The 19,418-nt window shown below is 44.3% G+C and carries 18 protein-coding genes and 1 pseudogene; 8 read left to right on the top strand and 11 right to left on the bottom strand.

What is annotated here, in order from left to right; genetic code table 11:
- Positions 1-360: 360 nt before the first annotated feature.
- Positions 361-798: pseudogene (locus AB4507_RS12950) on the bottom strand (iron-containing alcohol dehydrogenase); the annotation flags it as partial.
- 260 nt (positions 799-1,058) lie between these two features.
- The gene (locus AB4507_RS12945; RefSeq protein WP_017060903.1) at positions 1,059-1,211 is read right to left on the bottom strand and encodes a hypothetical protein; all 153 of its coding nucleotides are present in this window, start codon (positions 1,209-1,211) and stop codon (positions 1,059-1,061) included.
- 213 nt (positions 1,212-1,424) lie between these two features.
- Here AB4507_RS12945 and yjjG point away from each other — a divergent pair, with 213 nt between their 5' ends.
- Both yjjG and yddG read left to right on the top strand, forming a co-directional pair.
- Positions 1,425-2,099 carry a pyrimidine 5'-nucleotidase gene (gene yjjG / locus AB4507_RS12940; RefSeq protein ID WP_372182796.1) on the top strand — a complete coding sequence of 225 codons (675 nt, stop codon included), beginning with the start codon at positions 1,425-1,427 and terminating at the stop codon, positions 2,097-2,099.
- Positions 2,100-2,353: 254 nt separating this feature from the next.
- Positions 2,354-3,286, top strand: coding sequence for an aromatic amino acid DMT transporter YddG (gene yddG, locus AB4507_RS12935; protein WP_372182795.1), 933 nt, complete (start codon positions 2,354-2,356; stop codon positions 3,284-3,286).
- Between the two features lie 47 nt (positions 3,287-3,333).
- Here the strand turns inward: yddG and AB4507_RS12930 are convergent, their stop codons facing one another.
- Positions 3,334-4,230 carry a cation diffusion facilitator family transporter gene (locus tag AB4507_RS12930; protein WP_017064786.1) on the bottom strand — a complete coding sequence of 299 codons (897 nt, stop codon included), beginning with the start codon at positions 4,228-4,230 and terminating at the stop codon, positions 3,334-3,336.
- 288 nt (positions 4,231-4,518) lie between these two features.
- Here AB4507_RS12930 and AB4507_RS12925 point away from each other — a divergent pair, with 288 nt between their 5' ends.
- The gene (locus AB4507_RS12925; RefSeq protein WP_052880051.1) at positions 4,519-4,869 is read left to right on the top strand and encodes a hypothetical protein; all 351 of its coding nucleotides are present in this window, start codon (positions 4,519-4,521) and stop codon (positions 4,867-4,869) included.
- Positions 4,870-4,903: 34 nt separating this feature from the next.
- Here AB4507_RS12925 and AB4507_RS12920 read toward each other — a convergent pair whose 3' ends face one another.
- On the bottom strand, positions 4,904-5,782 hold the full coding sequence (locus AB4507_RS12920) for a LysR family transcriptional regulator (RefSeq protein ID WP_016797108.1): 879 nt from the start codon (positions 5,780-5,782) through the stop codon (positions 4,904-4,906).
- 161 nt (positions 5,783-5,943) lie between these two features.
- Here AB4507_RS12920 and AB4507_RS12915 point away from each other — a divergent pair, with 161 nt between their 5' ends.
- The 3 genes from AB4507_RS12915 (at position 5,944) to AB4507_RS12905 (ending at position 9,410) form a co-directional block, all read left to right on the top strand.
- Positions 5,944-6,543 (top strand): class I SAM-dependent methyltransferase, encoded by a 600-nt coding sequence (locus tag AB4507_RS12915; RefSeq protein ID WP_372182794.1) that lies wholly within the window; start codon positions 5,944-5,946, stop codon positions 6,541-6,543.
- Positions 6,544-6,873: 330 nt separating this feature from the next.
- Positions 6,874-8,439, top strand: a complete 1,566-nt coding sequence (locus AB4507_RS12910) for a YjjI family glycine radical enzyme (protein ID WP_372182793.1) — start codon at positions 6,874-6,876, stop codon at positions 8,437-8,439.
- Positions 8,440-8,495: 56 nt separating this feature from the next.
- Positions 8,496-9,410, top strand: coding sequence for a YjjW family glycine radical enzyme activase (locus AB4507_RS12905; RefSeq protein ID WP_372114235.1), 915 nt, complete (start codon positions 8,496-8,498; stop codon positions 9,408-9,410).
- Between the two features lie 75 nt (positions 9,411-9,485).
- Here the strand turns inward: AB4507_RS12905 and AB4507_RS12900 are convergent, their stop codons facing one another.
- The 5 genes from AB4507_RS12900 to yccS form a co-directional block, all read right to left on the bottom strand.
- The gene (locus tag AB4507_RS12900; protein WP_065584590.1) at positions 9,486-10,397 is read right to left on the bottom strand and encodes a LysR family transcriptional regulator; all 912 of its coding nucleotides are present in this window, start codon (positions 10,395-10,397) and stop codon (positions 9,486-9,488) included.
- Between the two features lie 75 nt (positions 10,398-10,472).
- Positions 10,473-11,735 carry a hydroxymethylglutaryl-CoA reductase gene (locus AB4507_RS12895; protein ID WP_029235254.1) on the bottom strand — a complete coding sequence of 421 codons (1,263 nt, stop codon included), beginning with the start codon at positions 11,733-11,735 and terminating at the stop codon, positions 10,473-10,475.
- Positions 11,736-11,896: 161 nt separating this feature from the next.
- Positions 11,897-12,217 (bottom strand): hypothetical protein, encoded by a 321-nt coding sequence (locus tag AB4507_RS12890; protein WP_017060893.1) that lies wholly within the window; start codon positions 12,215-12,217, stop codon positions 11,897-11,899.
- Between the two features lie 121 nt (positions 12,218-12,338).
- Positions 12,339-12,524: a hypothetical protein gene (locus AB4507_RS12885; RefSeq protein ID WP_029235859.1), complete on the bottom strand. Its 186-nt coding sequence runs from the start codon at positions 12,522-12,524 to the stop codon at positions 12,339-12,341.
- Positions 12,525-12,856: 332 nt separating this feature from the next.
- Positions 12,857-15,040, bottom strand: coding sequence for a YccS family putative transporter (gene yccS, locus AB4507_RS12880; protein ID WP_372097306.1), 2,184 nt, complete (start codon positions 15,038-15,040; stop codon positions 12,857-12,859).
- Between the two features lie 177 nt (positions 15,041-15,217).
- Here yccS and helD point away from each other — a divergent pair, with 177 nt between their 5' ends.
- Positions 15,218-17,293, top strand: coding sequence for a DNA helicase IV (gene helD, locus AB4507_RS12875; RefSeq protein ID WP_372182792.1), 2,076 nt, complete (start codon positions 15,218-15,220; stop codon positions 17,291-17,293).
- 87 nt (positions 17,294-17,380) lie between these two features.
- Complete coding sequence (locus tag AB4507_RS12870; protein ID WP_017071128.1) at positions 17,381-17,731, top strand: VOC family protein; 351 nt, start codon at positions 17,381-17,383, stop codon at positions 17,729-17,731.
- A 120-nt stretch (positions 17,732-17,851) separates the two neighbouring features.
- Here the strand turns inward: AB4507_RS12870 and AB4507_RS12865 are convergent, their stop codons facing one another.
- Positions 17,852-18,307, bottom strand: a complete 456-nt coding sequence (locus AB4507_RS12865) for a methylglyoxal synthase (RefSeq protein WP_017064778.1) — start codon at positions 18,305-18,307, stop codon at positions 17,852-17,854.
- A gap of 60 nt (positions 18,308-18,367) precedes the next feature.
- Positions 18,368-19,396 (bottom strand): TMAO reductase system periplasmic protein TorT, encoded by a 1,029-nt coding sequence (gene torT, locus AB4507_RS12860; RefSeq protein WP_372129027.1) that lies wholly within the window; start codon positions 19,394-19,396, stop codon positions 18,368-18,370.
- Positions 19,397-19,418 lie beyond the last annotated feature (22 nt).

Here is a 19,418-nt window from a genome sequence, read left to right as displayed (position 1 = left end):
ATCTAAGCGGAGAAGAGCCACAGAGCTAATGATGATTAGTGGTTAATAAACTCTAATCCGCCTAGTTTATTTTTTAGTTTCTGAGACTAAATCATTCCTTCGAGATTGATAGGAAGCAAAACTCAGGATCAATTAGGAAATCTTCACAGTTCAGTGGCTTTAAATTCTGCCGCTTATCCACAGAGCCACAATCAAAATCTAGCCGCCTTGGTAAAGCATAAGTAAATTAGTGGGTTGACGTTCTCTGGGGGGGGGGGAGGGGAATGTTGCTATATCTTTGTGGCATAGAGAGGAATTGATGAAAACAAAATGTCCAACTTTTAGCCCACTACTTTACGTCCAACTTTTTAGCCCACCGTATGTCATTTCTGATGCTGTACCAGCCGTAGTGTTGATAGCGATAAGAGGCATCATTGGCTTTTCAGATTGGTCTACGCCTTCGTAGTCTGCAATCTTGCCGCCGTTAGAAGCAACCAGAGCAATGCCTTTTGCACAGTCGTGTGGAGAACCGCCACCTAGAGAAACAACGAAATCACAATCGTTGTCAGTCAGCAATTCAAGACCATCGTTAACGTTCGTGATGGTTGGGTTTGGTTGAGTGCCATCGAATACAACTGCGTCTACGCCTCGCTGGCTAAGAAGGTCTTGTACCTGCTTAACTACACCAATTTGATTCAAGATCTTATCAGTTACGATCAGACCTTTTTTAAAGCCTTGAGACTGAATACTATCAGCAGCATCCTTCAGACAGCCAGTACCCATGAAGTTGATTGTAGGGATGTAAAATGCAGTAGACATTGGAAAACTCCGTTAATTATGATTTTTAATTTCCTACATGTTGTCGGCATTCAAGTGGTCGACCATTGATCTGGAACAACTTTGAATTCGAACTACCACTTTGTGGCTAGTCGTTGTGATAGGGCTCATATAGCAATCGTTTTCATGGTTTTTGGCTGTGTTGATTGTCAGTAATAGATCGCGATAAATCGACTAAATTAGAGACAGTATGGAGCTCTATAACAATGAAAAATAAGGTTTTTCATTGAAAACTCTTCTAGTTAGGCTGGTGTCGACGTTTTATCTGAGTCATCGCTGCATTCAATTTCAGGTTCTTGTGACTCTTCAGAATCAAGCGTGTCTTCTGACTCCTCGTCATAGTATTTGACAAGAAAAGGGGTAAGCATGACAGACGATGGTAAAAAGTGCTTCATAGTACCTCCCGGTACCTAAGTGTATTTATTGTATGGTATTGGTTTAATATGTGGCAAAATTTGCGATACATCATGACTTGTGGCTTGTTTTCTATAAATTATTAGAACTATATTCAGGCTCACAAAATTGGTAGTAGAATGAACATCTGGTCTTTGAGCCAATGAACAACTAAAGATAAACGCAGCTCAACAGCGCGAATAATAGGAAATAAAATGAAGTACGATTGGATATTCTTTGATGCGGATGAAACCTTGTTCCACTTTGACGCTTTTCAAGGAATGAAGTTAATGTTCTCACGTTTTGGTGTGGATTTTAGCGAACAGGATTATTCCGTTTATCAAAAAGTTAACCTACCACTATGGGTCGATTACCAAGATGGTCGAATTACGGCTGATCAACTGAAACACACGCGCTTCGAAAGCTGGGCTGAGAAACTAGAGACAACAACTGCCGCTTTAAACAGTGCCTTTTTAACAGCGATGGCGGACATCTGTTCTTTATTACCAGGTGCACAAGAGTTGGTGGAGTCTTTAAAAGGCAAGGTGAACATGGGCATCATCACTAACGGTTTTACAGAGCTGCAGTCAATCCGTTTAGAGCGCACAGGAATGACGGATTACTTTGAGCACGTGATCATTTCTGAAGAAGTTGGGGTAGCCAAACCGGATGCCGAGATTTTTGAATATGCGCATAAGCTGGTTGGATTGCCATCTAAGCAAAGAATATTGATGGTCGGGGATAACCCACATTCCGATATTCTAGGTGGACTCGATTTTGGCATCGAAACGTGTTGGTTAAACAGCCAAGAAAAGGCAGCGCCAGCGGGTATCAATCCTCACTACCAAGTGAAGTCTTTGGCTGACTTGCAAGCTCTACTGCTGGCTTAGTGAATAGTTAACAACTGACCGCCACTAGCGAATACACAATCATAATCGGTTGATTTCTTTAATCGACCAATGTTTTGTAAATTGATTGGCGTTTCGTTAATTGACCAATGATTTGTTAATTGATTGATGCTTCGTAGATTGATAGATACTTTGTAAACAAAGTGTTGATGGCCGAGTACGAAAATGTACTCGGCCAATTATTTTGAACTTGGTTTTACCATAGAGTGACCATCAAAACAGATAAAGGAAAAGGTGTGCTGAAATCTCATCGTTATAGTTGCTGCGGTATTATCGCCATTTTACTATGGAGCTGCTTGATTGCTCTGTCTCGTAGCGTCTCAGAACAGCTAGGTCCAATTGGTGGTGCGGCCAGTCTTTATACGGTGAGTTCGCTGTTGTTGGTCTGTGTTATGGGGCTACCTAAGTTTTCACGCTTTTCTAAGTCTTATTTGCTGATTGGCGGCACCTTGTTCGTTTGTTATGAGATCTTCTTGGCTCTGGCTTTAGGAATGGCAAACAATAGACATCAAGCCTTGGAAATGGCTGTCATCAACTACTTATGGCCAGCACTGACGGTGTTATTTGCGGTGCTGCTGAGCGACAAGAAAATTAACTGGTTGGTTTACCCAAGTATCTTCTTGGCCTTCTTTGGCGTCGCTTGGAGCATCAGCGGCGATCAGGGGCTTTCTGTTGAACAAATCGCTGCCAATGTTGCTACTAACCCAAAAACTTATTCAATGGCGTTTTTCGGCGCGATTATTTGGGCGGTTTACTGTAATTACACTCAGAAAGTGGCGAAAGGGCAGAATGCGATTGTGTTGTTCTTTATCGCAACGGCAATCACCTTGTGGATCAAATACGCATTGAGTAACGAAACCGGCATGGTGATGACAACCAGTGCTGCGATTGACTTAGTGTTGGCAGGCGTGTGTATGGGCGCAGGTTACGCGCTTTGGAATACCGCGATACTTGGCGGCAATATGGTCTTCTTGGCGACCATGTCGTATTTCACGCCTATTTTTGCGACCTTACTGTCTTCTATTATTTTGGGTTTGTCATTGAGCATGACGTTTTGGCAGGGCGTTTGTATGGTAACGATTGGCTCTTTAGCTTGCTGGTGGGTAACCAGAGACAAAAAGCCGACGGTTACGGCGTCGGCTTCTAAAAAGGTTCAATCAGAGTCTTAGTCAGCGAGAGGTTGATTGGTTAGCTCTTGGTTCTTAACTCTCGACTCTTAACTCGCGATATTGAGATTCAATTGAAGCTCATAAGGCATCTTCGATAAGCGTCGCTTAAGTTGGCGGCGCGTACGTTCAATATCATCGACCGCAATCGCTTGTTGGTCGTTGGTATGAATATCAACATTGATTCGTAATTCTGGACCAACCTTAGTCACACCCATCAGCTCCAAATCTTGCTCCGCTTCTTTGTCTACCGCGACAACGTTCTTATCTACCGCATCACAAATATCTTTGTTTGCCGACATCATAAGCAGTTCGCGCATGGCTTCACGTAACATGTCGAAAGGCACTTTGATGAAGTAGAAAGACATTAGCAACATCATCATTGGGTCGGCATACACTGCGTATTCTGCAAGCGGAGAAAAAGTAATTAACCAAGCCGCTACGAAACCCGCTGTTACCGCTACACTCAGTAGCGTATCCATCTGCCACTGCTTAGATTCAGCCTGAATCAGACCTGAAGAAATACGTTTGCTCTTATTCGCGATGTACCACCAAGCGTAACCACAACCCAACACGTTGAAAATACCAAACAGAGTTGCAATAGAAGCATCAACTTCACGGCCACCCGTCATTAGGGCACCAATCGCAGAGTAAAGTGAATAACCAACCACAAGAAGAATCACAACGGCTTTGATGGCAATAACAATCGGTTCGATAATTGCTCGACCAAACGGGAACTCAGTGTCCGAAGGGCGATTGATGTATTTCGAGGCAGCTAGTGACAATAAAGTTAACAGTAAGCTGATAAGAGAATAGACACCGTCAAATACTATGACCAGAGAGCCAACGAGAAGACCCAACACCAATCCGCCAATTGCGAAGCCTGATGCTAAAAGGGCTGAGAACAATAGTACTCGATTTTCGTTTTGGCTTTTCCTGTCACACATAATATTTTCCAGATGTTTTTGATAACTTCATTGTTCTAATAATGAGCTAACTTTACAAACTTTATCTGATGATGTTTATATGTCTTATTTAATTCGAACATATAAATCAATAAAATTCAGTGACTTAAGATCAGGGTGTGGTGTCAATAAAGTTGACGTTGAGTGTTTTTTGGTGATGGTGTGCAACTGAAATAGGATCGTTTATGATTAATAAAACACATTAGTCGCTAAGGTCTTATTGGTCTTCTAGATTTGACTGCGACTGCGATGGACAAGGAGTGAATCAATATGAAGTTTGACGATATCAGTGATAACGAGTTGTGGGTGATTGCTAACCCGATTATGGATAATCTGATGGACGGTTCAACCAAGGTCGATCATGAACAGCACTGTCGAGACTTTACTCAAAGGATGAAAGACATTGTTACGCCGGAATATTTAGAAAAGGTGTGTCACCATTATCAGCACAGTAATGGCTTTTTTGCTGAGCGAGAGCAAGTCGCGCTGTTTAGACGTTCAGACTCCATCGCTTTTGTGTGGAAACAAGCTTACACCATCGCCAAAGGCGAGTTTGTCGCCGAAATGGTATTGGTTGAAGAAGACGGACGCTACTTAGTGGATCACGTGATGGTTTTCTAGAGCAAGACTTAAGTATGGAGTAAAAGTCGTCCGTCTAGAAATCAAACAAATAATCACTAAGCTGGTCGGCCAACCAATTCATTCCTGGGTGCTCTGCCATGCCAGCCGCGGTAAACATACAGTAGTCTTCTTGTGTTAAACCGTAGGTGTGTTTGATCACGGCAAGCTCTTGTTCACGCAGTAAATGGCGAATCAATGGCTCAGGCATTACGCCCCATGCTTCTTCACGTAGAATCGTATCCAACATAAAGTCGAAGCTAGAGAAGCCAATGTAACGACGCGAGAAGGGCTCAAGCTCAGGGTTATCCTTTTCATTAAGATAAACCATGGTTGCTTGCATCGAATTTCTCAGTACTTCATCAGACACTCGTCGCATCGCACTCAAATCATGTCCTTTCTTACATACAGACATCATTCGAATCTTACCAAGCGGGTTGTAGATAATTCTTGGGTCATCGACGCGTTCGTAATCGACACCAAATGCGAAGTCGACTTGCTGAGTTTCAACTAGGTTAGCTAAGTCACCGCTCGATGCGAGAACGAAGTTGAATGAGGTAGAAGGGTACTTGTTATTTAAGGCGTGAGATAAGTCCTGCCACATTTCATCGGGTAGGGAGTCATCTCGTGCTATCCAAATTTCTGCGTTGAATTCGCCCGAAACATGCAAGCAGGTTTGTTTAATACGCGCGGCTGTCACCAACATGCCTTCGCAATCTTTGTAAATCGCTTTACCCGCTTCTGAAAGCTCAACGTGGTTTCCGCTGCGGACGAACAGCTCGACATCTAACTCTTTTTCCAAGGCTTTAATCGACATGCTGAGTTTGGTTCGGTTGCATTCTAACTGGCGTGCAGCTTCAGAAACTGATCCTAAATCAGCAACGGAACAAAAGGCTTGGACTTGAGAAAGGTTCATTTCATTTCCATATTGAGCGGGGGTCGGTGCATATTATCTGAATATTGTGCTGACTATCTTAGAAATAGTCCATCTTTGCATGATAACTCTATGACGAATTGACTAATTTGGTTTACTCTGGGGAAGTTCCGAACCTACAAGAAGTAAAGATGGAGGCCATGATGGCGAAACAATGGGACGAATACGCCGTTGATTGGGATAAAGATCCCGCAACTGCAGTATTCGCACAATCCGTATTTGACCAGTTAACACAGCTCGTTGATTTAAACGGAACCCGTGTCCTTGATTTTGGTTGTGGTACAGGACTACTCAGCCAGAAAATATCTCATTTAGCAAAAGAGATCATCGCACTTGATATCTCTGAAGGGATGATTGAAGAGTTAGATAAGAAAGAGTTACCTAACGTTGAACCGGTAGTTGATATTTTATCGCGCGGACTTGCAGCGCAGCATCCAGCATTCAGAAACCAGTTTGACCTAGTGGTAGCCTCTTCGGTGTGTGGTTTTATCCCGAACCTACAAGACACAGTCAGTCTGATTTACACGCTGCTTGAAAACGACGGCACGTTTGTACACTGGGATTGGTACTTGGAAAGCGACAATGAAGACTACGGTGTAAGCCAACAGCGCTCAGAAAATGTATTGAGTGCAGCGGGCTTTGCAGTCGTTGAAGTCTCCACACCGTTCTCGATTGACACTCCACAAGGAGAGTTAAAGGTATTAATGGGTGTTGGACGTAAACAAGCGCTTCCAGATCTGTAATCGTGTGTATGCCTTGAGCTAGCATTCAGAATGCTCATTTAAACTACTAAACCCACATTAACGACTCTACTGTCAGTTATGTGGGTTTTCTCTTTTTGGCGCTATCGTTTTAAACAGAACGACTCAGCGCTTTCTCATTTCTTCACTATTAACTCTGGTTTCTCTATTTCTCTATTTCTCTGTTTCTCATCTCGCTCATAGAAAACTCAACACCGCTAATTTACAAATCACTTATTTCCATTTTGGAAATATAGTCTTGCATACATTTCATTAGTGGAAATATAGCGGTGAGATATAAAATAAGCCCATAATAACATTAAGGGTTTAATCATGAGCCACCAATCTGCGTCATCTACTTCTTCACCACTTTCAGAGCAACAACAACGCTTTAGCAATATCATTTCAGATGCCAACCTGTCACCAAAACAGAAGTCGAGCTATCTTGCCTTAGAAGCTGAAGCCAGCTTACCGTATATGCCGGTAAGCAAAGAAGTAGAGCAAGCCTTACAACAAGGTGTGCTGTGTGACATGTTTGAAGGGCACGCCCCATTTAAGCCGCGCTATGTACTTCCAGATTATTCTAAATACTTACATCAAGGCTCAGAGTATTTAGAGCTTAGCGCGGCAACCAACTTCGATGAAGCATTGAACATGCTTACCATCCTTTACCACCATGTTCCGTCTGTCACTTCAATTCCGGTTTACCTAGGTCAGTTGGATGATGTGTTGATGCCTTTCGTGGGCGACTTAACAGAAGAGCAGGTATACCAAAAGATTAAGCTATTCTGGATCATGTTGGATCGCACACTGCCAGACGCCTTTATGCATGTGAATATCGGCCCGACAGACAACATTATCTGCCGTACGATTTTACGTGTAGACGCTGAATTGAAGCAGATCGCGCCAAACTTAACCTTTATGTACGACCCAGCCGTGACACCTGATGATCTACTTCGTCATGCGGCGAGCAACATTTGCGAATGCAGTAAACCGCATATTGCGAACTATCCCGCGCATGCCGAGGCTTACGGCGATAAGCGTTTTGGTATTGTGAGCTGCTATAACTCTCTGCCATTAGCGGGTGGTTCAAACACCTTGGTGCGTATGAACCTTAAGCAAGTGGCGTTGAAGTCTGAGGACAGTGCTGATTTCTTACAACAAGTATTGCCGAACTACAGTGGCATCATGGTTGAGTTGATGAACGCTCGAAGCCGCTTCTTGCATGAAGAGTCTAACTTCTTCGAAGGCTTCTTAACCAAAGAAGATTTGATCGAAGAAGATCGCTTTGCGCCAATGTTCGGTATTTATGGCATGGCGGAAGCAGTCAACATCTTGTTGGAGAAAGAAGGTCAAGCAGGGCGTTATGGTCACGATGAACTGGCGAATCAACTTGGTCATCGTATCTCTGAAAAGCTGGCTGAGATCGTTGAACGCTCTGAAGTGAAATATGGATTAGAAGGTAAAGCTCTGCTGCATGCTCAAGGCGGTATTAGCTTAGATGAAGATGTGACGCCGGGTGTCCGTATTCCTTATGGTACCGAACCGGATCCTGTCTCTTACGTTCGTGCAACCGCGGGTCACCATAAGTTCTACACCTCGGGCATCAGTGACATTCTGACCATCGACGAAACAGTGAAATCTAACCCTGAAGCGATGTTTAACCTGTGTAAAGGCGCGATTCAAGCGGGTTACCGAGAGTTCACGGCTAACGTTGCATCAAATGATTTGGTTCGTGTCACGGGTTACATGATTAAGCTATCTGACATTGCCAAATATGACGAGCAAGGCTCACGCACCAATACCACCTTTTTAGGTGCCGAAGCTGCGAAGAACACGGGCATATTAGAGCGTAAACCACGCGTGGCGAGTTTAGAGATGTCGCCGACATACGAATAGCTTTAACGTGCGTGCGTTATGTGTATGGTGCGTTTCGAATACGAACAATGTGAATTATGAAAATTTCTGATCTAACAACTCAAATGGCTAGGGTTAAAAATAATAAGACAGAAAAACAAGCGAAGGTCAGCCGTGTGCTGACCTTTTCTTGTGTTGATGGACCGGGAAATCGCCTAGTGCTGTTTCTACAAGGGTGCAATTTCGATTGTATAACCTGCCATAACCCACACACTATTAATCACTGTAACCATTGCGGAGACTGCATAAGTGGGTGTCCAAGCGGCGCATTAAGCTCTGTAGATGGTAAGGTGAAGTGGGATCCGGTCGCGTGTACCAACTGCGATCAGTGCGTCGATATTTGTGATCATAAGTCGAGCCCCAAAATCACCACGATGACGGTATCCGAGGTACTTGAACTGGTTAGGCATAATCAGTTCTTCCTGAGTGGTATCACCGTTTCAGGTGGTGAGGCGACCATGCAATTGCCGTTTATCATCGAGCTATTTCAAGCGATTAAAAGCGATCCGCAATTGGCACACTTAACGTGTTTTATTGACAGTAACGGCTCGTTGCCTCAACAAGGGTGGGAGCGAGTATTACCTTACCTTGATGGCGCGATGATTGACCTAAAATCATGGCAATCTGAAACACACCAATGGCTAGTAGGTAGAGGAAACCATCGAGTATTTGAAACCATTAACTACTTAGCAGATAAAGGAAAACTGCACGAAGTTAGGTTGCTACATATCCCAAATAAAAGCGATCTTGAGGACGAAATTGAACAAGTGGGGCGTTACTTGAAGACTCTACCAAGTGATATTCGAATTCGGCTGAATGCGTTTCAGCATCATGGTGTCATTGGCGACGCGTTAGATTGGCCGAAATGCACCGAAAAACAGATGCAGAGCTTTCACGATAAGCTCTACACCATAGTTCAAAGACCGATGCAAACTCCTGAGGTTTATACCTAGTCTTTAGATTTCTTAGGCGGTCAATCAGGCTTCTAAGAACGTTAACTTTCTAAAGATATTAAGTCTCTAAAAATATTAAGCTTCTAAAAACAGGTCACACAACCATTTGATCGCTTGATCATTCATGTTGGGTTTATTCCACACCAAGCTGTACGCCACCTTACCGTAATCAAAAGGCAAGGGCTTGCTCACTAAGCCCTGAGCTTGTTTAGCATGCTCAGCCCACTGTTTAGAGCAAGTGAACAGGAAAGGTGTGTGGTGACACAACACAGCCGCAGCGCCGAAGTCCGCGACCGATATTGCCATCTCTCTTGGTTGGTGGCATTGAACCAAGTTTTGTTCAAAGTAAGGCTGAGACAGTTCGTTATCTAAAATCCCAATGTGCTTGTAATCTAAGTAGCCTTCTACCGTCAGTTCTTGCTGAGCGAGAGGGTGGTGTGCGCCCATCAAACAAACCATTTCATCTGGAAGAATTGTTTCCCAAACCAGCTCTTTGTTATCGGTCGGCGGCTGAGATATATCATGAGGCAACAAGATCAAATTGACCTTGCCACTGAGTAAAGCATCGAAGCCGAGCTGTTGTTTCGAATAGATGTTGAGCTTCGCGCTTGGCGCGAGCTCAGTGGTAATTTTACTGATCTTTGAGGCAAATACTTCGAAAGTACTTTCACGCATCGAAAGTGAAAAACTGCCTTGGTACTCTTGAGGGGTAAAACTCTTTTGATGAAGCAGTCCATTCATGCTTGAAAGAATTGCGTGAACAGTGGGCGCTATCTTCAGAGCAAAGGGAGTCGGGATAAGCTTGGTACCATCTCGATAGAAAAGCTCATCATTCAGGATGTCACGCAACTGAGACAGGGTTTTGCTTACACTCGAAGGGCTGACACAGAGTTGCTCTGAGGTCTGAGTGACGCTGTGGGTGTTCAGCATAATATGAAGCGCAGTGAGGTGCTTAAGGCTCACCCTAGATAAGTGTAAGTAATCCATTTATGACTCACGCATTCAGATTGGCTTGTGATTTTGCATGAACGACAAAATCGAACAAGCCAAATTGGATAAAGGTTATTTACGAGCTAGCTTATGGTGCGCTCGTGAAAAGTGGCCTGCGCAAAATGCGCCCACAATCGATAGTTCACCCGCTAAACACAGTGCAGCACAAACTTCAGCTAGGGCTTGTGATTTACCGTTACCATGCAGCCCAAGTAAATCTAAACAGGCTTTTTGACTTGGCAAGCCAGTACCACCGCCGACAGTCCCAACCATTAAGTTAGGCAGTGTCACGCTAGCGTATAAACCGCCTTCTTTGTTGAGTTCCATACGCGTCATACCAATCGCTGACTCGGCGACACAGGCCGCGTCTTGGCCACAAGCGATGTAAAGTGCCGCCAGTGCATTCGCATAATGGGCGTTGATACCGATAGTGCCGCTCAAAGCGCCACCGACTGTGGTCATTTGGCCAAACTGGACCATCTTCTCTGGTGTCGTGTGTAGGTACTTCGCGACAAGCTCTGCAGGGATATTAACCTCAGCAGTTACCTTTTTGCCACGAACGCTGCGCAAGGTTTGGGTATTGGCTTTCTTATCGCCTGACAAGTTGCCATCAAGGAAAGCATGGTCAGGCTTAACTGGCGTATTTTCGATGATGTACTCAAACACGGCATTGGTTGCGATGGTCACCATATTCTGACCAGAAGCGTCTCCGGTTAGAAATTCGAACACCAAGTAAACATGGTTACCTTCGATGTTGATATTAATGTCGGTCAGCTTGCCGTGTGATGTTGTTGATTCTGCCAAGATCTTGAACTGGTCATACTGAGTCACAGCCCAAGCCACAAACTGTCCGGCTTCAACTAATCCTTGAAATGCAAAGCCAGGAGTACGTGTTACGCCTTCATTGAGCAACATAGCACTTGCGCCACCACAAGCCGTAATCAGCTTAGAACCACGGTTATAAGACGCGACAAGCGCAGCTTCTGTGGTCGCGAGTGGTACGAGGTAATCGCCCGTAGCAAATAGGCCATTGACTCTTAAAGGGCCAGATATTCCCACAGGGACTTTAACGGTGCCAATAAAGTGCTCAATGTTTTTCTCATAAGCTTGGAACTGACTTTGTGTATGAGGGTCGAGCAGTTCTTGCTGTGAATCTGCATTATCGAGCGCTGTCCAGCGACGTGTGAGATTCTTTTCTGTCAGGTAGGGGCTAGGTGTCAGCTTATTTACTGGCTTTTCAAAATGAGGCTGAAGCTTTTTTTCTAATTCGTCTGCGGAGATGTCGCCTCCTAAAATAGAAACATAGTCACGGCGATGCAGATTTAGTTTTGGCATAAATAGTATGAAGTAAAGTTTGTGCAGCAAATTGGTTTGCGCTGATTCTACCGAGTAATAAACCAGAAACAAGCGCCTGATATAATGAGTTACAGTTTGTGTGGTTGTTGAAGCAAAAAGCAGCGAAGTTTCGCGAAATATAGGCTGTATTTGAGCGAAATTTAGATATGAATGTCGAGAAGGCTACCGATGGCTTCGTTTTGACGATCAACCACACTTGCACCAACGCGGTTATAACTTGCGCTTTGTGTCAGTTTAATCAAGGAATCGGTTGAAGATGAAGCAGGTTCAGGTTCTTTGTCTTTAAAGGAAATGGCTTGTTCAGGCTCTATTTGATTAAAGCTGAGATCGCTAGCTTCGAAAGTGTCGTCGGATTCTAGAGCGTGTTTGGAGGCTTGGTTGAGCTCGATTGCGGCTTCTTCAGCCATGTTGGTGGATTGCTGAATAATGGCGTAACCAGATTGAATACCAGATATCGACATATCAGAACCTTTTATTGACGTATGAAATGAGTCTAGGCGGACGATATTTTGAGCGCAATGGTGAACAGATGAAATTTACGGTGAAAATGTGAACTTAAGCTAAAATAGTGATGTCTGTCTATTAACTGAACAGGTCATTTAGCGCGTTTAATTCTTCATCAGTAAGCAAAGAAGGCTTCTCTGTTTCAAGGTTGCCGTCGATCTCACCCTGAAGTGCTTTTAATTGTTGTGGGCTAAGAAGCTGTATTTGCTGCTTAAATGCTTCAAATTGCTGTGTATTCATAGTGTGACCTTTGTTCAAATCAATATGCTCTTTAGAGCATAGTCTACTGATTCAGGAAATCAAACAAGATTAAGTGAATTTTAAATGATGTTTGAAGTTTCTTGAAACTAAGACAACTATAAATTCCTGTGGTCGTTTTTTGTCCGAGAAATGTTAGGAAAAGTTAAGGCTTGGTCAATCAAAGTCAGAAAATTCCTACAATGTAAAAACGCCTTCAACCCTTGTGGCACAAGGGTAGGTAAGTAATTTCTCTACCCAATTAGGGGTATGGGTAAAGCAATGTATAAATATTTGTGATGATCAAAAGATAAGCAATTGGCGTTATCTTTTTGTTTTTACGGTATTTTGTTTGTTGCTCAAGAAGCTTCTGTTTCAAACGACTTGTCGATCTTAACCTTAACTGCAAACTTGGTCGCTAAGGTATGCAGTTCTGGAAGCATTCGATAGATCAAATGGAGCTGTTGTAGAACCATTTTGACAGAATTCTCATCTTCTTCTCGCCATTCACTCAAACGTTTATCCAGCTCCGGGTCATAAGCGTTTTTCACTTCACAATGCTCTTTATGAGAATAGAGTTGATCATTTAGAGCGTCGAGATGCTGGTGGATTACTCTGTGCGCATCTAGCACCAGTTTGTGTGTCGCTTCATCATCAATACGCGTTCTGTGAGCACCCAGAGCCGAGATATAGCTAAGTAGAGCATGATTGAGTGTTAAGAATCGGAAGCTCTCATCTTCAGAGGTGCGGTACTTACCCGGTTCAACCAACATGCTACTGATCGCGGCAGTCAGGTTTGCATCATTATTATGCGCACTACGTCGAGCGATACGATAGTTTAGGCTATCTTTCTTACCGACACGGTATTGGCCGATGATCTGAGCGAGATAGTTCTTATTGGAATCGAGCGCATTCGCCATCACTTTGTGCAGTCGCTTCGACTGCCAATCAGGTAACACATAAATGACAGCAAGCACGGCGAGAGCACAACCAATAAAGGTATCCGCTAACCTTGGCAATACTACCGCGTAGCCTTCACCTAATTGGTTAAAGCAGAAGAGCACAAGCAGTGTGATAAAGCCGGTCGCAAACCCGTAGTTATTGATTCGAAACGCAAAGAACATCACGCCACTGATCACAATGAACACTAATTGGCTCTCTTGCGACGGGAAGAAAGTCAGTAACGGTACTCCGATCAATAAGCCTGCGACCGTGCCAATGACACGCGCCGTCAGTTTTTGACGGGTTGCACTGTAGTTTGGCTGACACACAAACAGTGTCGTCAGTAGAATCCAATAACCTCGTTCGATATCAAAACCCTGGATAATCCCGTAGCCCAGCGTCAAAGTGATCGCCATGCGAATCGCGTGGCGGAATAGCATAGAATCGGTGTGCAAGTTAGCTTTGATCTTGTGCCACATTGCCGTCAAAGTATGAGGGTTGGTATCGTTCAATACACCTTCTTCAATCTTCTCTGCATCTGGGTTGCTGATATTCGAGAGCTGTTTTTCAACGGTTGCTAGGTTATTGAATAAGTAATCCAACTGGTTCAGCAGTGATTTCCATTTAGGATTATTCTGTTGGTGCAGATGATTGAGCGAAGACATCAGCTCATCGAGTGCCAATACAGACTTGTCACCATGCTGGTATTCAGCGCCAACTTTCAACGAGCTCGCCACTTCTTTACACGCAGTGGCCTGCGCTTCCAGTAGATACTTAAATCGAAACAACACGTCAGAGCGTTCAAAGTGTTTTGCTAGCTCTTGATAACGATAATGGCTTGAGCTTACGCGTTCATGAATATCTTGTGCGATAAAGTAGGTGTTAAGAAATCGGTCACTAGGGCCGTCAATGTGTCCGCGCTTAGAGCGGTTAAGTAGCGTCGCCTTACACATGTTGAGTGCGTTAACGGTACTCGCGTTGAGTTTGGCTTCAATGATTCGGTGTGGCTGGGGAATCAAGTCAGAAACGGGGTAGAAGAGTTCCGCTTTTGAATCGATGTAGTTACCGATTTGATCGAATACCGTGGCTAAGTTTTGCTGCACGGGTTGCATTGGCCACACTATCTGCCAAATCATCGACATGAAGTAGTACCAAGCGGCGCCAGTTAACAGTAGAAGCGGTTGAAACCAAAGGTTGGTGCTCTCGTGTGCACCAAGCATGGTATAGATGGCAACCAAGAGAGAACCAAACGCGATACTCGCGTATTTAGGGCCAATTGCCCCGAGAATGATAAAAAAGAAGGTTGAAACAAAAAGCCCTATCGCGAACAGCCAAGGCGTATCGAAGAGAAGCTCAATAGAGAAAGCCGCAACGGCGAAACAGATAAAGGTCAGCGTGAGTGCTTTCAAGCGCCCGGTAAAGCTGTCATCACTTTCCGCAAGAGCCGCAGCAATAACGCCTAAGATCAAAGGCGTGATCAGTGTGTTTTGTCCATAATACCAAGCAGGCACCACCACGCCGAGCAGAGTGATGAGAATTAATACGCTGTAATTTATGGTTTTATTCGCCCAATAGAGGCGTAATTTGGCTGAAAAGTCCACAGTCGCTCACTTGACACACTAAAAACCATAATCCTAACAGAAATCAAGCACAAGAATTTGATACTTATCCATAATTGCCCGTAGGTGGTCATGAAAGCGTCGATAAGATATGAGATATTATTAATTCTCATTGCATCATGATATAAATTCAATATTCCCAATTAAGAGCACACTCCAATGCAGCTAAGCGCTAACAAGACTGCACAGTTTTTTATTCAAAATGAATATCATCAGGTTGAACTTGATGGTCCACGCTTGCTGTTATCTTCAGTAGGCAGTGAAGAGCGTATCCCATTTACTATTTGGAGTGGCAAGATCGCGATAAAGCGCGGATTGTTCTGGGGATCGCTACAATTTTTTGCTAATCAACAAGATGGAACACAGCGCAGTTGGTTAGTACAAGGCTTACCTTGGGATCAATGCCGTCAATTTGCACGCGCGTCAGTTAGTGCTTATCAGAAGTGGCACGACACTCAATGTGAACAATTGGCTGAACACGTACCTCAGTGGGAAGCTGAATTAACACGTCTTGAGCAATTACCAGCCTTTCTACCGCATTCTAAGGTCAACACTTGGGTTGATATGGTCAACTCAGGCTTAGAGAGTATGACAATGACGCTAGAAGAGGCCGCACAACGCATGCCAAACCGCATCGCAAGAATGCAGCCATGGTTATCTGAAACGGAAATCAAGCAAGCTGAAAGAAACCAGCAATGGCTAGAGACCGAGCGAAAAAACTGGGAAGTGTTGTTTGCGCAATGTGAGTCGTCACCACTGAACTTATCGCAGCAATATGCGGTTTTGATGAATGATGATCACAACCTTATTTTAGCGGGTGCAGGCTCGGGTAAAACCAGTGTTCTAACGGCTCGCGTCGCGTATTTACTGCAAAGCCATCAAGCTCAAGCTGAAGAGTTGCTATTGCTCGCTTTTGGTCGTGAAGCGGCAGAAGAGATGAAGCAACGTCTCGACAGCAAAATTGGTTTATCAGCAGAGAAGGTGCAAGTCAGCACTTTCCACCAGTTGGGTTTAAAGATACTGAATCAAGTTGAACCCGAACGTGTGGTTATTTCTCCTTTAGCGCTCGATGACAACCAACGCCAAGCATGGTGCATTGATTGGTTGAAGAAGCACTGGATGACACCGACCAACTTTAAACGTTGGCAAAAGCATTTGTCTAAATGGCCAATCGCTTATTTAACCGGTGACGATGAGCTTGGTAGCCACGTTTCAAACCTCAAATTGATCGGTTGGCTTGAAAAGCAGCTAGAACAGTTGAATGCGTCGGGTTTAACCAAAAAAGAAGTACAGCAACAGCTGATTGATCACCGAGACTATACGCGCCTCAACAGCGAGCTTTCACTGTGTTGGCCATGTGTAACCGCGTGGCAAAAGGAGTTGAAAGAACAGAATCATATCGACTTCTCAATCATGATCAGCCGAGCGACTCAGTATGTCGAGAAGGGCAAGTTTATCTCACCTTGGAAGTTCATCATGATCGATGAGTACCAAGACATCTCACCTGATCGTCTTGCCTTGGTTGAAGCACTGTGTAATCAGTCTAAAGCCGAGCATCAAGCCTCTATTTTTGCAGTAGGCGATGACTGGCAGTCGATTTATCAGTTTGCGGGTGCGGATGTGGATTTGACCACGGGCTTTAAGGATCGCTTTGAAAGCTCGACCATTCATCACCTAGATACGACTTATCGCTTTAACAATCAGCTAGGTGCAGTTGCCAATCGCTTTGTACAAGAAAACCCAATTCAGATTCCGAAAGAACTGAACAGCTTCAAGCAACAAAAGCAGAAGGCGGTGTATAGTGCGCCAAGCAAAGAAGTTGAGAAGATTCTTGATCAACTGAACCGTCAATCCAAAGGCAAAACCAATAAATCGGTGTTGCTACTTGGACGTAATCATTACCACAAGCCAGAGTTGTTGGAAGATTGGAAGAAGATCTTCACCTCCATTGATATCAAGTTCATGACTTGCCACGGCAGTAAAGGTAAAGAGGCGGACTTTGTCATTATTCTTTGTGTTGATGAAGGACAGTTCCCGACCAAGAAAAAACAGCTGCATATTGATGGCGCATTGACTGAATCATCAGACGCGTTCCCTTATGCGGAAGAGCGTCGTTTGTTCTATGTAGCAATGACGCGGGCAAAAGAGAAAGTATGGATCACGCACAGCGGTGACGGTTCTGGCTTTGTGCAGGAGCTGCATGGTTTTGATTACCCAGTTGTTCGTAAAAAGTGATGTTACTTGACTTGATTGTCTAAGATTAGATCTTCAATCCCTGCCCTAATATCACAAGGCAGACGCATAAAGCATAAGGAATTTGCTATGGAACACGGCTCTATTAACTACATTGAATTTGCTGCGAAAGATATCGCCGCAACTAAGGCGTTTTTCAGCCAAGTGTTTGGTTGGAGCTTTGAAGACTATGGCCCTGAGTATTCTGCGTTTGAAGGCAAAGGCTTAATGGGCGGCTTCTATTTGGCGGATCTGGCGTCGAATACGGATAATGGCGCGGCGCTGATGGTTTTTTATAGCCAAGATCTTGAGCAAACCGAGCGCGATGTAATTGATGCTGGTGGTCAGATAAACCGTGAGATCTTTAGCTTTCCCGGCGGCAGACGTTTCCATTTCAGAGAGCCAAGTGGCAACGAGATGGCAGTGTGGAGCGATAAATAGAGAGACTCTCGCACTGTTTTATGATTGAACTGTTTAATGTCTGAAAACGAGACATAAAAAAGCCTGCGATAAAATGCAGGCTTTTTAGTCTGTTCAGTAGAGAGCACATTTAACGTGCGATTACGTGCGCTCAGCTAGGTACGCTTCGTAGTCTGGGATCTCGATGATTACTTCTTCTTCAAGCAGTGAAGAGTTAAACAAGAAATTAGCGGTAGCGCGGTTAGTGGCCACAGGAATGTTCCAAACACTTGCGATACGAAGCAGTGCTTTTACGTCTGGGTCATGTGGTACAGCATTAAGCGGATCCCAGAAGAAAATCAGCATATCGATTTTGCCTTCAGAGATAAGCGCGCCAAGTTGTTGGTCGCCGCCCATTGGGCCGCTGATCATGCTCTTGATTGCTAAGCCTGTCTCTTTACTGAGTAGAGAACCAGTCGTGCCCGTTGCGTAAAGGAAGTGCTTTTGTAGTTTTTCTTTGTTCTCTTTGACCCATCTTAGTAGCTCAGGTTTGAAGTGGTCATGAGCGACCAAAGCGATATGCTTGTGTGTTGGCATAGTGCGCGTTGTTTTTTGCATGAATGTTCCCTAAATTGTTGTTTCGTTTTTATTGTTTTGAGTTCTTCAGCCAATATAGCACTATGGATTCACACTGAATACCGGACGAAACTCAGAAGGTGACAATGAGTCGGCGATAATTTGATCTTTGAGAGTTGCAGGTGTCAGCGCTTCGATAATCGGTGCGCTGTGTTGCTCGTAAGGTTGACCGCGTAAGTAACTCGTGGCTTGTTTTACCGACAAGCGACCTTGCTCAACCATTTTATCTGTTGGCGCAAAAAGTACCTTGTTACGGAGTAAACCACGGTAGGTTCCGTGACTTAGGTAACTTGAGATTAACCCAATATCTTCGGTTTTATCGGCCGCTCGTAGCTCACTGATCGCTGCTTCAATCGCGACGGCACTTCCGACTATATATTGGATATCAGGTTCTTCTATCACCTGCTGTACTAGATTTCTTTGAAGTTCTTTATCGTTATCTGCCCAATAGCTGATCGCAATTTTGATATCACTCGACTTGATCGCATCATAAAACCCCAGTGCTACAGGCTTAGTGCCGCCACTCGCTTGTGGGCCAAGTAACAGGGCGATAGGTGTTTCGCCTGATCCTTTCGGGTGTCGTTTCGACAAAAAATCTCCGACTTGGTATCCCATTTGGTACCAATCGACACCGACCGTACCTTTTAATACCTTCTGTTGTTCTTCATTGACGGTTAACTCATTTACCGTAGCAAACACAGGCGTCGAGCCAACCCAATCGCTGAGATTGTCATGATACGCATCGGGTGAAACCGTACCTAAAATAATGGCATCGGCTCTCCATTGCGTGCAAAGCACCAGTTGCGAGGCTTGTTTGGCCACGTTGGGGTAACCGCCAGCTTCCAATACTCTTAGCTCAACTTGCTGCTTTTCTGCTTCAGAGATCATTCCATAGTTTACCGACAACCAATAAGAGTCTTTGAGGTGCGGATAAATGGCACAGATTTTCTCTTTTTGTGATGTGGCATTGGCGGGTTTTATTGGGCTCAAAGGCTCACTAGCACCTGCGACAGTAGTCACTGAGGCCAGTAGTGAGAGAAGAATTATTGAAGCGAAAGGTCTAGATAGCATGAATTGCCGTTTTGTTGGTTTT

The sequence above is a fragment of the Vibrio sp. 10N.222.54.A3 genome (genome assembly GCF_041474095.1).
GTDB classification, from domain to species: Bacteria; Pseudomonadota; Gammaproteobacteria; order Enterobacterales; family Vibrionaceae; genus Vibrio; species Vibrio crassostreae_C.
Note: the sequence above shows the minus strand (reverse complement) of the source record. Positions and strands in the feature narration are given on the sequence as shown.